Genomic DNA, 13,282 nt, shown 5'->3' with positions numbered 1-13,282 from the left:
TGCGAAACGCGAAGGTACGGAATATGAAACCGGTAGAAATCTACACCTCGCCGCTCTGCGGCTTTTGTCACGCGGCCAAACGCTTGCTGAAACAGAAAGGCGTCGAATTCAAGGAAGTCGACGTGCTTATGCACCCCAAGCGCAAGCCCGAGATGATCCAGCGCGCCGGTGGCAAACGAACCGTGCCACAGATCTTTATCGGTGCGCAGCACGTGGGCGGCTGTGACGAACTGTATGAGTTGGAGCGTCAGGGCAAGCTGGATCGCCTGCTCGCAGCCTGATGAAGACCGCGCTGCTGCAAATCACCTCGTCGGATGATCCGGCGGAAAATCTGGACAGGGTGCGCGCCATGATGGCCGAGGCTGCGGAACAAGGGGCGCGGTTCATCCTGACGCCCGAGGTGACGAATTGCGTGTCCACCAGCACCACGCGGCAGCGCGAAGTCTTGCAGCACGAAGAAGATGACCAATCGCTGGCCGGCCTGCGGGAAAAGGCCGCTGCGCTGGGTGTCTGGCTGCTGATCGGGTCTTTGGCGATCAAAACCCATGATGCAGACGGTCGGTTTGCCAACCGGTCCTTCATGATCGACCCGCAGGGGCAGATCGTGGCGCGTTACGACAAGATACACATGTTCGACGTGCAGGTCACCGAAACCGAGACCTTCCGCGAATCCAAAAATTACCGCCCCGGCGACAAGGCGGTGATTGCCGACACCGAATTTGGCAAGGTTGGCATGACCGTCTGCTATGACGTCCGGTTTCCGGCGCTCTACGCTGCGTTGGCGCAAACGGGGGCGCGAATCCTGACGGTTCCGGCCGCGTTTTCGCCGGTCACAGGCGCGGCCCATTGGGAATCGTTGCTGCGCGCCCGGGCGATTGAGACCGGCTGTTGGGTTCTGGCCCCCGCACAAACTGGCGAACACCCTAAAACCCGCGGCAAGACGCGCTATACCTATGGCCACAGCATGGTTGTCGCCCCGTGGGGCGAGGTTGTCATCGACGCAGGGACCGATCCGGGCATTCACATTTTCGATATGCATGATAGTTCTGTGTCTGAGGCGCGCCGTCGCGTGCCCTCGTTGACTCACGTCCGTCGCTTTGACGGACCCTGATCCAGAACCGGACCATGACTGACGGACACAATGCCCTTGCGGTCACGCTGTTCAGCGAAATCCTGACCGCCGACCAGCTGTTGCGTAATCGGCTTAGCCGGGTGCTGCCTAAGGGCATGGAGATTTCGCATTTCTCGGTGCTCAACCATCTGGTCTTTGTCGGGAACGAGCGTAGCCCGGCGCAGCTGGCAGACACATTCCACGTCACTCGTGGCGCGATGACCAACACCTTGGCCAAGCTGGAATGGGCCGGGTACATCCACATCCGCCCCGACTGGGACGATGCCCGCCGAAAGATGGTCGCGATCAGCCCCGCCGGTCGCAGGGCACGGGATCAGGCGATTGCGTCGATCGCGCCGCTGATCAACCGCGTGGTCGGAGAGCTGGGACTGGAACGCGTGCGCAGCACGTTGCCCGTATTGCGGGATTTGCGGTTGCAGCTGGAGGGGGAGTAGGGGCTACTTCTTGAGCTGATCACTGGTCAGCTGACCTACGCAGAAAATTGAAAATTCTGGCTAACGACCAGCGAGCAGGAAGCTAAGTGATGCCTTGGATATTGGATGTTAAATCCGGGAATATTCGTTTGGATTTAGACGGGGGATACTCCAACGGTCACAATCCCATCGATTCTCACGGTGTATCGGGTTTTGTCGCCGATATACCGCCGGATTTGGTCCCATTCCGGCTTGATATTATCAAAGCTCCTGAGCCTTTGCCAGAATTCGCCAGCTATCTGTATAACGACATTTATGTGGGTGAGACCGCGCGTCGGTTAATCGAGGAACTGGAGCCATCCGTGCATCAGTTCTATGAGACGATTGTCACTAGAAGCGGCAATCAGTTGGCCGACAGGTCCTACTTTCGATTTCAAATCGGGAAGGAAAACGTTCTTGATGGTGCGCTTGTCGTGGAGGAATCGGATGTATCTTTGCGTATCAAAAAGCGCAAACTTGACGATGGGAGTGTAGTAGAACGCAAAGTTTTGTTACCTAAGGTTCGACCACCTCGCATGACGTGGCGTAAGAGCGTTGTACAAGGTCGCCATCTTTGGACGGAAAAGCGTCTTCGTAACTTTTTGATCGCTTCAGACGAGTTGTATGCCGCGTTCAAATCCGCTGGAGTAACTGGCTTTAACGCGCAGGAATGTCGCTTTTTTTGAGCTGTCGTAGCAGGGGTGCTTGGACTCACACCACATCCTACGCTCACCCCGGTTTCACACTCGCCGTCACATAATTCACGCTCAGATCCCGGTCCGAGATCGACCAGCTCCAAAGGATCGGGTTGAAGACAAACCCCTTCCGGTCCACCGGCTCTAGCCCGGCTTGGCGCAGCAAGTCGAACAGCTCATCGGGGGTGATGAACTTGTTCCACTCGTGCGTGCCGCGCGGCAACCAGCGCATCACGACCTCGGCCCCGAAGATCGCCATAGCATAGGACTTCGGGTTGCGGTTGATGGTGGAGCAGATCAGCAGGCCACCCGGTTTCAATAACTGCTGCGACGCGGTCAGAAAGCCAAGGGGGTCGGCGACGTGCTCGACCACCTCCATGTTCAGCACCACGTCGAATTGTTCACCCGCAGCGGCCATGTCCTCGGCTGTGGTGTGGCGGTAGTCGATGTCCAAACCGGATTGCTCGGCATGGATGCGCGCGACAGGCAGGTTGCCTTCTGCAGCATCGGCACCAACGACTTCGGCCCCCAGCCGCGCCATCGGTTCGCTGAGCAAGCCGCCGCCGCAGCCGATATCCAGCAAACGCAGGCCCTCGAAGGGCTTTGGCGACTTCAAATCGCGATCGAATTCGCCCGCGATCTGCTGTGTGATATAATCCAGCCGACAGGGGTTGAGCATGTGCAGTGGTTTGAATTTTCCATGCGGGTCCCACCATTCTGCGGCCATCGCTTCGAATTTTGCGATCTCGGAAGGGTCAACCGTGTTCGGATGCGCTTGCATTCCTGTCTCCGTATGCTCTTTTACGCTTAAGGACTATATAGGGCCATAATGGACAAGTACCCGGACCAAAAGCGCGCAGTTCAATATCTGTACCCGCCGATCGATCCTTTCGATCAGCGCATGGTTGATGTGGGCGACGGACACCGTATCTATATGGAACAATGCGGCAATCCCAACGGCATTCCGGTGGTGATTCTGCACGGAGGCCCGGGCGGTGGCTGCAGCCCCGCGATGCGGCGCTATTTTGATCCGGACGTCTTTCGGGTGATTCTGTTTGATCAGCGCGGATGCGGACGGTCGCGGCCCCACGCGTCGGTCACAGACAACACCACTTGGCATCTGGTGGACGATATCGAACGTCTGCGAACCCTGCTGGATATCGACGACTGGATCGTCTTTGGCGGCAGCTGGGGGGCGACGCTTGCGCTGGTCTATGCGCAGTCCCACCCGGATCGGGTCAATCGCCTGGTACTGCGCGGTGTGTTCCTGGCGACGCAGGCCGAGTTGGATTGGTTTTACGGCGGCGGCGCGGGCAAGTTCTGGCCGGAGCAATGGGCGAAGTTCACCGCTCTTCTGTCCGACAATGAGCTGAGTGACACCATAGGCGCATTTAACAAGCGCCTGTTCTCGGGGGATCGCGCGACCGAGATCCTGTATGCCCGGGCCTGGTCCAGTTGGGAAAATGCGCTGGCCTCAATCCATTCACATGGCGCAACCGGGGAAAGCCCCGGCGAATACGCGCGCGCCTTTGCGCGGCTTGAGAATCACTATTTCATCAACCGCGCGTTTCTTGAACGCGACGGGCAGATTCTGGACCAGATGGACAGAATCGCACATATTCCCGGCCATATCGTGCAGGGGCGGTATGACATGATCTGTCCGCCTCAGGCCGCGTGGAACCTTGCCCAGCTGTGGCCCAATGCCGAGCTGAAGATGGTGCGTCAGGCCGGGCACGCGCTGTCCGAACCCGGAATTAGCGCGGAATTGGTTCGCATCATGGACCGCGTGGCGGAGGGCGCAGTATGACCCGCATCGACCGTCGTGCTCTGTTTGCTTCCGGTGCTGCTGCCGCTCTGCTTGCGGCGACCGGTGCGTCTTTGGCCGATACGCCCAAAGTGGGTGGTACGCTGCGCCTTGCCGTGCCCCGCGATGACAGTTTGGAGCAGGTTGCCCGTGGGGCCGTGTTCGACACCCTGACCGAGATTGCACCCGACGGCACCCTGCGCGGAGAGCTTGCGACCGGTTGGCAAACTGATTCCCAAGCCCGCATCTGGAGCTTTGATCTGCGCGAGAACGCTCGTTTTCACGATGGCGCAGTCCTTGATGTAAGGGATGTGATGGCGGTTCTGGGCGATGTCGGGCAGGTCGACGCCTTGTCAGATAATCGCGTGCGTCTGGAGTTGGCTCAGGCCAACCCGGGTCTACCCTTCCTTTTGGCCGACAGCAGGTTCGTTATTACGCGCAACGGGCAAGGTGTCACGCCCTTGCAGGCGGCGAACGGCACCGGATGCTACCGAGTTGAACGGGCGGAGGATGATCGTCATTTCCTTGGGCGTCGTGTGGCGGGTCATTACAAGGACGGATCGGCCGGCTGGGCCGAAACCCTGGAGATTATCGTCATACCCGATGCGCGTGTGCGGACCGAGGCGCTGCGGGACGGCTTTGTGGATATCGCAGCGCTGCCACAGGGCGGCGGGTTCAGCCCGCACCGCGGATTGCGCTTTTTCCCAAGCGAATCCGATATGGCGCTGGCTGTTGCAGGGCATGTCGGCATGCCCCGTCAGATCGGAACGGATCGCCCTCTGGATGATGGCCGCATTGCCGAGCGTTGGTGGTTGATCTAAGCGCTGAAAATTCGCCTGACTTCTACTTTGTGCAAAATTTTGCTATTGTACGCGCTGTATTAGCTTAATTGTTTCGAAAATGGGAGAATTCCCATGAGGGTTTAAGGCTTAAAGAATATATCAATTTCCATTTTGTCCGTAGCATTGGCGGTTGTTGCGGTGTTTGCCCTGAAATCAGGTAAAGACGTTACCGTAAAAGTCAGCAAAAACGGGACGATAGAGCTGGATGCTCGCGAAGGGCAGTCGCTGACTCAGTTGCTGGACAAGGGTTTTGAGGCCGTAGAGGCGACCCCGGAAGATAGTGCAGAGACGACAGCGCGGAAACTGTCCGATATGCGGGCTTTGACCCGCACGCTGAAGTCGCACGGATATTATGCTCTGAACGATTCGGATCTGGTTCACGAGATTAGAGGACTGGAAAAAGACGATCCCCTGTCGGCCGGCCTACGCGACGTTCTGTATGATCTGGAAGGTCCGTTTTCGCTGCCCGGAACGCTGCGTGGGGCGGATTCACGGATGTGGCAGGCCATCGCTGATCTGTACGAGGGCATAAAGTCCGAACCGCATGATGACAGTCAGCTATTTGCCACGCTCTACACCAACTTCATTCAGCAAGAGACCGTGTTCAGCCCCTTCAAGCACGAGGTAACGGCCGAGGGTGTGTTGTTGCATTACACAAATGGTAACGAAAAACCGATGGTGTACACCTGCCCCGACAGTTTTTTGAAACCGGGGATCACCGTCTTGATCAAGCCGACCGGCGGGTCATCCAATATCATGCGTCAGTTCACGGTTCGGCAAAATCCTGTTTTTCATTCTTGCGCCGCGCGGACACCGTTCGAGTTTCTGTCGGGTTCGGAAATGAAGCTGGGGCTGAACCGGGTGGCCTTTGATCAACTCTTCCCGCCGCGGATGGCGGATGCCGAGCGGTTTCAGGGCAGGGGCACTCTGTCGGTGATTATCTACCCGCGCAACACGCAGCCTGCGCTTTTTGCATCTTCGGCGGAATAGGAGCTTTCAATGAAAAAACTTGCTGTTCTGGCTGCCACTATAGCATTTGTGTCCGTCGCTCTGTCAGGCGTGGCACATGCCCAGGGACGTCAATGCCTGTTTGACGGCGAGGTCTACGAAGACGGGGACCGCGTTGGTCCTTACCTGTGTGAAAATGGCGAGTGGATTTTGTCAGACTGATATTGTGATTGCCCATCCTGGCGCTTGGGCTTGCAATCTTGCAGTCGCTTGGCTATATGGCCGTTAACAGCGGCGTGTCGGGCTTCGGTCCGGGGCTCCACCGGAAAAGATCGACGGGCCGCGCGCCCGTTTTTTTGTGCCCGACTGACAGGGTAGAGTACCAGATGACAAATGACCTGATAGCCAAAGCAGCCATCGACCGGCGACTGGCCGAGATCATCACCCCCGTGATCGAGGATCTGGGGTATGAACTTGTGCGTATCCGCCTGATGAGCGGCAAACAAACCACGCTGCAGATCATGGCTGACAAGCCTGATGGCGGTATCGAAGTGGATGATTGCGCCGAGATTTCGAACGCGGTCAGCGCCACGTTGGATGTTGAGGATCCGATCCTTGACGCCTATGCGCTGGAAGTGTCCAGCCCCGGCATCGACCGCCCCCTGACCCGTCTCAAGGATTTTGAGGCGTTCGAAGGATATGAGGCCAAGATCGAAACCGCCGAACTGATCGACGGGCGCCGCCGTTTCAAGGGTGAGCTGGCCGGGATCGAAGGAGATGAGGTCCTGATCAATCTCACCGAGGGGGACGAGACGATCACCATCGGTCTGCAATTCGACTGGCTAAGCGATGCCAAGCTGGTCCTGACCGACGACCTGATCAAGGAAATGCTGCGCCAGCGCAAAGACGCCGGTGCCCTGAACGAAAACGCTTTCGACGAGATTGAGACCGAAGGGTCCGAAGAGGAGACGAACTGATGGCAATCACCTCAGCCAACCAGCTGGAGCTGCTGCAGACCGCCGAGGCCGTGGCCCGCGAAAAGATGATCGACCCCGGTCTGGTTGTCGAAGCGATGGAAGAATCGCTCGCCCGCGCTGCCAAGAGCCGTTACGGCGCCGAAATGGACATCCGCGTTTCCATCGATCGCAAGACCGGCAAAGCGACATTCACCCGCGTACGCACCGTGGTCGAGGATGAAGAGCTGGAAAACTATCAGGCCGAGATGACCGTCGAGCAGGCCAAACAGTATATGGAAACGCCTTCGGTTGGTGATGTCTTCGTTGAAGAAGTGCCGCCGGTTGAAATGGGCCGTATCGCGGCACAATCCGCAAAGCAGGTGATTCTGCAGAAGGTTCGCGAAGCCGAGCGCGACCGTCAGTACGAAGATTTCAAGGATCGGGCAGGCACCATCATCAACGGTGCGGTCAAGCGCGAAGAATTTGGCAACGTCATCGTCGATCTGGGCGGTGCCGAGGCCGTTCTGCGCCGCAATGACAAGATCGGTCGCGAAAGCTATCGTCCGAATGACCGTGTGCGTGCCTATATCAAGGAAGTGCGCCGCGAAGTTCGTGGCCACCAGATCTTCCTGTCGCGCACCGCGCCGGAATTCATGGCCGAGCTGTTCAAGATGGAAGTGCCGGAAATCTATGACGGCATTATCGAGGTCAAGGCCGTGGCCCGTGACCCCGGTTCGCGCGCCAAGATCGCCGTGATTTCCTATGACGGTTCGATTGATCCCGTTGGTGCTTGCGTTGGTATGCGCGGAAGCCGCGTGCAGGCCGTTGTGAACGAGCTGCAGGGCGAAAAAATCGACATTATTCCGTGGAACGAAGATCAACCGACCTTCCTGGTGAATGCGCTGCAGCCTGCTGAGGTTTCCAAGGTGGTTCTGGACGAAGAAGCCGGCAAAATCGAGGTTGTGGTTCCCGAGGAACAGCTTTCGCTGGCCATCGGTCGCCGCGGTCAGAACGTGCGTCTGGCCAGCCAGCTTACCAATCTGGATATCGACATCATGACCGAGGCCGAAGAATCGGCGCGTCGTCAGAAAGAATTCGAAGCCCGCACCCAGCTGTTCATGGACAGCCTGGATCTGGATGAGTTCTTTGCCCAGTTGCTGGTGTCCGAAGGCTTCACCAACCTCGAAGAGGTAGCCTATGTGGAAATCGAAGAACTGCTGGTGATCGACGGCGTTGACGAAGGCACCGCGCAAGAGTTGCAAACACGGGCGCGCGAATATCTGGAAGCAAAGGCAAAGGCAGCTTTGGAAAGCGCCCGCGCGTTGGGTGCCGAAGACAGTCTTATTGAATTCGAAGGCCTGACACCCCAGATGGTTGAAGCGCTGGCCAAGGACGATGTGAAGAATCTGGAAGACTTCGCCACCTGCGCTGACTGGGAACTGGCCGGTGGTTGGACCACGGTCGACGGCCAGCGAATCAAAGATGACGGTGTTCTGGAACCTTTCGGTGTAACGCTGGAAGAGGCGCAGGATCTGGTCATGACAGCTCGGATCATGCTGGGCTGGGTCGATCCTGCTGAGTTGGAGCAGGCCGAAGAAGAAGTTACCGAAGAGGAGGCCGAGGCCTGATCTCAGGCTTCGGGTGGCGCAAATGGGTCGCGGTGGCGTCCATAAGGATCGGTCCGAAGGACCTGAACGCAAGTGCATCGCCACGGGCGAGGTTCAACCTAAATATGGGTTAATCCGCTTTGTGACGGGGCCGGATGGTCAGGTCTTTCCGGATGTCGCGGCAAAACTGCCGGGACGTGGCGTCTATGTCGCGGCGGATCGCAGCGCGCTGGACAAGGCCGTGGGCAAAAAGCTGTTTGCACGTGGTTTCAAGGCGCAAGTCAGTGTGCCCAACGATCTCGCGGATGAAGTTGAGCGTCAGATTGCGCGCCGTGTGATCGAGTTGGTGAGCCTTGCGCGCAAATCCGGTGATGCGATCGCCGGTTACGAAAAGGTCAAGACGTGGCTGGACCGGGAAGAGGCCCAGGTACTGATACAAGCCTCTGATGGATCAGGGCGCGGCAAGTCGAAACTGAGTACGCCGCACTTCGGAACATACATCGGCTGGCTGACGGCGGACGAGCTGGGACAGGCATTTGGGCGCCAAACCGTGATTCATGCGGCGCTCGCCTCTGGCGGACTCGCCAAACGTGTTGTAGAGGAAGCGCAGCGCCTGCGTGGCTTGCGCGAAACGGATGACGGCGGCAGGGGCCGCGCGGAAGGGTAAGAAGCTTTATGAGCGATAATGACGGCAAAAAGACATTGGGTCTTCGTGGCGGGGCACGCCCCGGAAATGTGAAACAAAGTTTCAGCCACGGACGTACCAAGAATGTCGTGGTGGAGACCAAACGCAAGCGCGTGGTGGTTCCCAAGCCGGGTGCCGGCAAGCCGGGTGGCGGAGCAACGCCCTCGGGTGATCCGTCGCGCCGCCCTGCCGGGATTTCCGATGCGGAGATGGCCCGCCGGATGAAGGCGCTGCAGGCTGCCAAAGCCCGCGAGGTCGAAGAGGCCGCCGCCCGCGAGGCAGCTGAAAAAGCGCGTGAAGAAGAACGCGCCCGTCGTCGTGCGGAACAAGAGGCTAAGGAACGCGAACAGCGTGAGGCCGAAGAACGTGCACGTGCCAAGGCCGAAGAAGAAGATCGCAAGCGCAAAGAGGCTGAAATTGCGGCCCAACGCGCTGCTGCTCCGGCTGCACCGGCGGAGCCCAAGGCGGCTGCTCCGCGCAGCCCGGCCAACAAGCCTGCGCCGGCTGCAACGCCGCGGAAAAACGATCGCGAGCGTGAACAGCGCGGAAATCGTGGCAAAGGCCGTGATGACAACCGCCGGTCCGGCAAGCTGACACTGGGTCAGGCCACGGGCGGCGAAGGCAATCGTCACCGCTCTATGGCGGCGATGAAGCGCAAGCAGGAGCGGGCGCGTCAGAAAGCCATGGGTGGTACGGTCGAGCGCGAAAAGGTAATCCGCGACGTACAGCTGCCCGAGGCGATCACAGTGTCAGAGCTGGCCAACCGTATGGCCGAGCGTGTGGCAGACGTTGTCAAATCGCTGATGAACATGGGCATGATGGTCACGCAGAACCAGACCATTGACGCCGATACAGCCGAGCTGATCATCGAAGAATTCGGTCACAAAGTGACCCGTGTCTCTGATTCGGATGTCGAGGACGTCATCAAAGAGGTCGAAGACGACGACAAAGATCTGAAATCGCGCCCTCCGGTCATCACCATCATGGGTCACGTTGACCACGGCAAAACCTCGCTTCTGGATGCGATCCGCGATGCGCGGGTTGTGGCAGGCGAGGCGGGTGGCATCACCCAGCACATCGGTGCCTATCAGGTGACAACCGATAGCGGCACCACGCTGTCTTTCCTGGATACGCCGGGTCACGCGGCCTTTACCTCGATGCGCTCGCGCGGTGCTCAAGTCACGGATATCGTGGTTCTGGTTGTTGCCGCCGATGACGCGGTGATGCCGCAGACGGTCGAAGCGATCAACCACGCGAAAGCGGCCGGAGTGCCGATGATCGTGGCGATCAACAAGGTCGACAAGCCGGGCGCGAATCCGGACAAAGTGCGCACCGATCTGCTGCAGCACGAAGTCATCGTCGAGAAAATGTCGGGTGAAGTTCAGGACGTCGAAGTCTCTGCCATCACCGGTCAGGGTCTGGATGAGCTGCTGGAAGCCATCGCGCTGCAGTCCGAGATTCTGGAGCTGAAAGCCAACCCGAATCGCGCCGCCCAGGGTGCCGTGATCGAGGCACAGCTGGACGTGGGTCGCGGACCCGTCGCCACTGTTCTGGTTCAGAACGGCACGCTGCGTCAGGGCGATATCTTCGTCGTGGGTGAGCAATACGGTAAAGTCCGAGCGCTGATCAATGACAAGGGTGAACGCGTCAAGGAAGCTGGCCCCTCGGTTCCTGTCGAGGTTCTGGGTCTGAACGGCACGCCCGAGGCTGGCGACGTTCTGAACGTGACCGAGACCGAAGCGCAGGCCCGCGAGATCGCGGAATACCGCGAACAAGCCGCCAAGGACAAACGCGCTGCCGCTGGCGCCGCAACGACCCTTGAGCAGCTGATGCAGAAAGCCAAGGAAGACGAGAACGTCAACGAACTGCCAATTCTGATGAAAGCAGACGTTCAGGGCTCGGCTGAGGCCATCGTTCAGGCGATGGAGAAGATCGGCAACGACGAGGTGCGCGTGCGCGTGCTGCACTCGGGCGTTGGTGCTATTACCGAAACCGATGTCGGTCTGGCCGAAGCATCCGGTGCGCCGATCCTGGGCTTCAACGTGCGTGCCAATGCGTCGGCGCGGAACACGGCGAACCAGAAGGGCGTGGAAATCCGCTACTACTCGGTGATCTACGACCTGGTCGATGACGTGAAAGCCGCCGCATCGGGCTTGCTGAGCGCCGAGATCCGCGAAAAATTCATCGGTTACGCCGAGATCCGCGAAGTCTTCAAGGTTACCGGCGTCGGCAAGGTTGCTGGCTGTCTGGTCACCGAAGGCGTGGCGCGTCGTTCCGCAGGTGTCCGCCTGCTGCGCGACAACGTGGTGATCCACGAAGGCACGCTGAAGACGCTGAAACGCTTCAAGGACGAAGTGGCCGAGGTTCAGTCGGGTCAGGAATGCGGGATGGCGTTCGAGAACTACGACGATATCCGTGCAGGCGACGTGATCGAAATCTTCGAACGCGAAGAGGTCACCCGGACGCTGGATTGATCCGGTAGTACAGTAAAACAAAAAACAGCGGCCCACTCGGGCCGCTGTTTTGTTTTTGTGAATGGTTGCGAACCTTCGATTGTACGTATGAGATTTTCTGAATCCAGTCAGTACGGTTCGTTTTGCGATCCTGCCCTAATTATGAGATGAGTCTGACTTCAATGTTGGCTGTGCGGACGAAGCCGACCTTGCAGAAAAGTGACGGAATCCTTGAAAAAGCTTGTTTCCGCTGGGATGATGTCTCCGACAGAATTTTCTGAGGAATTGAAAATGCATTTCCCCAAACTAGCGGCGGTTTCGTCGATTGTTCTTGCAATAACCAGTTCGCAAGCGCTCTCCCAGGATGGGGGACCGATACTGTTCACAAACGTCAACGTGTTTGATGGTGTGAATGAGGAAATGATTGCAAATGCCAATGTCGTTGTAACCGACAATCTGATCACAGATGTGTCCTCAGAACCCCTCGCCGTCGCCAATGGTATCGTCATCGATGGCGGCGGGCGCACGTTGATGCCGGGCCTGATCGACGTACACTGGCACACGCTTTACTGTTGCAATCCGCAGAGTGTGGTTGTGACCGGCGATATTCTTGAGGTCGCGGTGCGGGGTGCCATCGGGTCCGAAGGCACGTTAATGCGCGGCTTTACAACGGTGCGCGACGTTGGCGGCAATTCATTTGCCATAAAACGGATGATTGACGTAGGCGAGATCGAAGGCCCCCGTATCCTGCCGTCCGGCCCACCCGTGACACAAACCGGCGGCCACTTTGACTATCGCCCCTACCAAGCGGTTCCGACGAACGGCGCGGATTCGCAATGGTACTGGTACAGCGTTGGTTTGATGGCGCAGGCTGATGGTGTTCCGGAAGTGGTCAAGCGCGCGCGTGAAATCATGCGCATGGGCGCAAGCCAGCTTAAGATTTCCACCGGTGGCGGGGTGTCATCCACTTATGACCCACTGGATGTACGCCAATACACCAAGGCCGAAATCGAGGCTTTCGTAGAGGTGGCCGACACCTACAACACCTATGTTGCATCTCATGTCTTCACGGACGAGGCCGTGGAAATTGCCGTTGCCGCAGGCGTTAAGTCCATCGAGCATGGCTTTTTGATGAGCCGCGAAACGATGGAACTGATGCGCGACAATGAAGTTTGGTTGTCAGTGCAGCCCCTGCTGGATGACGAGGATGGCTTTTCTTTCGACGACCCTGTTAGCCAGCAGAAATGGATCGACGTCACCAACGGTACAGATTTCACCTACAAAACGGCGAAAGAAGTTGGCGTGAAAGTCGCTTTCGGCACCGACATCCTGTTCGATCCCAAACTGGCCGAACGTCAAGGCGCGTTCCTTGCCAAATTGCAGCGCTGGTACACGCCATACGAGGTGCTGAAAATGGCGACTTCAACCAATGCTGAAATGCTCAAACTCTCAGGCCCGCGCCACCCCTATCAACAAGGTGATTTGGGTGTAATCGCAAAGGGCGCTTATGCCGACTTAATCCTTGTGGACGGCAATCCGCTGCAAGATATCGACCTGATCGCAGACCCGCATGAGAATTTCGATCTGATCATGAAAGACGGCAAAGTCTACAAGAACACGCTGGACTGAGTTCCAGATGAAGTCCTTTGGCCAAAGCCAATTTTGTAACAACTGCTTTAGGCTCGAACCGGGCGTTCGAAGCTTGGCC

General features: G+C 58.1%; 14 protein-coding genes. 13 read left to right on the top strand and 1 reads right to left on the bottom strand.

Annotated features, from left to right (window positions below):
• The first annotated feature begins 23 nt into the window (after positions 1 to 23).
• The 4 genes from grxC (at position 24) to QMP16_RS13630 (ending at position 2,270) form a co-directional block, all read left to right on the top strand.
• On the top strand, positions 24 to 281 hold the full coding sequence (gene grxC, locus QMP16_RS13645) for a glutaredoxin 3 (protein WP_108861637.1): 258 nt from the start codon (positions 24 to 26) through the stop codon (positions 279 to 281).
• Positions 281 to 1,111, top strand: a complete 831-nt coding sequence (locus QMP16_RS13640; protein ID WP_282152827.1) for a carbon-nitrogen hydrolase family protein — start codon at positions 281 to 283, stop codon at positions 1,109 to 1,111. Before grxC ends, QMP16_RS13640 begins: the two co-directional genes overlap by 1 nt.
• 14 nt (positions 1,112 to 1,125) lie before the next feature.
• Positions 1,126 to 1,566, top strand: a complete 441-nt coding sequence (locus tag QMP16_RS13635) for a MarR family winged helix-turn-helix transcriptional regulator (RefSeq protein ID WP_282152826.1) — start codon at positions 1,126 to 1,128, stop codon at positions 1,564 to 1,566.
• An 89-nt stretch (positions 1,567 to 1,655) separates the two neighbouring features.
• Positions 1,656 to 2,270, top strand: coding sequence for an imm11 family protein (locus tag QMP16_RS13630; RefSeq protein ID WP_282152825.1), 615 nt, complete (start codon positions 1,656 to 1,658; stop codon positions 2,268 to 2,270).
• A 43-nt stretch (positions 2,271 to 2,313) separates the two neighbouring features.
• Here the strand turns inward: QMP16_RS13630 and ubiG are convergent, their stop codons facing one another.
• The gene (gene ubiG / locus QMP16_RS13625; protein WP_282152824.1) at positions 2,314 to 3,060 is read right to left on the bottom strand and encodes a bifunctional 2-polyprenyl-6-hydroxyphenol methylase/3-demethylubiquinol 3-O-methyltransferase UbiG; all 747 of its coding nucleotides are present in this window, start codon (positions 3,058 to 3,060) and stop codon (positions 2,314 to 2,316) included.
• Between the two features lie 48 nt (positions 3,061 to 3,108).
• Here ubiG and pip point away from each other — a divergent pair, with 48 nt between their 5' ends.
• The 9 genes from pip to QMP16_RS13580 all read left to right on the top strand — a co-directional run bounded on the left by pip (position 3,109) and on the right by QMP16_RS13580 (position 13,203).
• Positions 3,109 to 4,086, top strand: a complete 978-nt coding sequence (gene pip / locus QMP16_RS13620) for a prolyl aminopeptidase (RefSeq protein ID WP_282152823.1) — start codon at positions 3,109 to 3,111, stop codon at positions 4,084 to 4,086.
• The gene (locus QMP16_RS13615; RefSeq protein WP_282152822.1) at positions 4,083 to 4,904 is read left to right on the top strand and encodes an ABC transporter substrate-binding protein; all 822 of its coding nucleotides are present in this window, start codon (positions 4,083 to 4,085) and stop codon (positions 4,902 to 4,904) included. The genes pip and QMP16_RS13615 overlap by 4 nt, the downstream gene beginning before the upstream one ends.
• A 132-nt stretch (positions 4,905 to 5,036) precedes the next feature.
• On the top strand, positions 5,037 to 5,915 hold the full coding sequence (locus tag QMP16_RS13610; protein WP_282152821.1) for a hypothetical protein: 879 nt from the start codon (positions 5,037 to 5,039) through the stop codon (positions 5,913 to 5,915).
• A gap of 9 nt (positions 5,916 to 5,924) precedes the next feature.
• Positions 5,925 to 6,095, top strand: coding sequence for a hypothetical protein (locus QMP16_RS13605; RefSeq protein ID WP_282152820.1), 171 nt, complete (start codon positions 5,925 to 5,927; stop codon positions 6,093 to 6,095).
• Positions 6,096 to 6,259: 164 nt separating this feature from the next.
• Positions 6,260 to 6,850: a ribosome maturation factor RimP gene (gene rimP / locus QMP16_RS13600; RefSeq protein ID WP_058272983.1), complete on the top strand. Its 591-nt coding sequence runs from the start codon at positions 6,260 to 6,262 to the stop codon at positions 6,848 to 6,850.
• Positions 6,850 to 8,457 (top strand): transcription termination factor NusA, encoded by a 1,608-nt coding sequence (gene nusA, locus QMP16_RS13595; protein WP_282152819.1) that lies wholly within the window; start codon positions 6,850 to 6,852, stop codon positions 8,455 to 8,457. Before rimP ends, nusA begins: the two co-directional genes overlap by 1 nt.
• Before the next feature lie 22 nt (positions 8,458 to 8,479).
• Positions 8,480 to 9,103 carry an RNA-binding protein gene (locus QMP16_RS13590; RefSeq protein WP_058272981.1) on the top strand — a complete coding sequence of 208 codons (624 nt, stop codon included), beginning with the start codon at positions 8,480 to 8,482 and terminating at the stop codon, positions 9,101 to 9,103.
• Between the two features lie 8 nt (positions 9,104 to 9,111).
• Positions 9,112 to 11,595, top strand: a complete 2,484-nt coding sequence (gene infB, locus QMP16_RS13585) for a translation initiation factor IF-2 (protein ID WP_058272980.1) — start codon at positions 9,112 to 9,114, stop codon at positions 11,593 to 11,595.
• 270 nt (positions 11,596 to 11,865) lie between these two features.
• A complete protein-coding gene (locus tag QMP16_RS13580; RefSeq protein WP_282152818.1) occupies positions 11,866 to 13,203 on the top strand; it encodes a metal-dependent hydrolase family protein in 1,338 nt (445 codons plus the stop codon).
• Positions 13,204 to 13,282: the final 79 nt, after the last annotated feature.

Origin of the sequence: Ruegeria atlantica, from assembly GCF_947495585.1 — a bacterium.
Classification (GTDB): Bacteria; Pseudomonadota; Alphaproteobacteria; order Rhodobacterales; family Rhodobacteraceae; genus Ruegeria; species Ruegeria atlantica_G.
The sequence above is the reverse complement of the archived record's forward strand: the minus strand, read 5'-3'. Positions and strand labels throughout refer to the sequence as shown.

Coding starts and splice junctions, on each gene's coding strand:
- grxC (WP_108861637.1), top strand. CDS start 24: ATGAAACCGGTAGAAATCTACACCTCGCCGCTCTGCGGCTTTTGTCAC.
- QMP16_RS13640 (WP_282152827.1), top strand. CDS start 281: ATGAAGACCGCGCTGCTGCAAATCACCTCGTCGGATGATCCGGCGGAA.
- QMP16_RS13635 (WP_282152826.1), top strand. CDS start 1,126: ATGACTGACGGACACAATGCCCTTGCGGTCACGCTGTTCAGCGAAATC.
- QMP16_RS13630 (WP_282152825.1), top strand. CDS start 1,656: ATGCCTTGGATATTGGATGTTAAATCCGGGAATATTCGTTTGGATTTA.
- ubiG (WP_282152824.1), bottom strand. CDS start 3,060: ATGCAAGCGCATCCGAACACGGTTGACCCTTCCGAGATCGCAAAATTC.
- pip (WP_282152823.1), top strand. CDS start 3,109: ATGGACAAGTACCCGGACCAAAAGCGCGCAGTTCAATATCTGTACCCG.
- QMP16_RS13615 (WP_282152822.1), top strand. CDS start 4,083: ATGACCCGCATCGACCGTCGTGCTCTGTTTGCTTCCGGTGCTGCTGCC.
- QMP16_RS13605 (WP_282152820.1), top strand. CDS start 5,925: ATGAAAAAACTTGCTGTTCTGGCTGCCACTATAGCATTTGTGTCCGTC.
- rimP (WP_058272983.1), top strand. CDS start 6,260: ATGACAAATGACCTGATAGCCAAAGCAGCCATCGACCGGCGACTGGCC.
- nusA (WP_282152819.1), top strand. CDS start 6,850: ATGGCAATCACCTCAGCCAACCAGCTGGAGCTGCTGCAGACCGCCGAG.
- QMP16_RS13590 (WP_058272981.1), top strand. CDS start 8,480: ATGGGTCGCGGTGGCGTCCATAAGGATCGGTCCGAAGGACCTGAACGC.
- infB (WP_058272980.1), top strand. CDS start 9,112: ATGAGCGATAATGACGGCAAAAAGACATTGGGTCTTCGTGGCGGGGCA.
- QMP16_RS13580 (WP_282152818.1), top strand. CDS start 11,866: ATGCATTTCCCCAAACTAGCGGCGGTTTCGTCGATTGTTCTTGCAATA.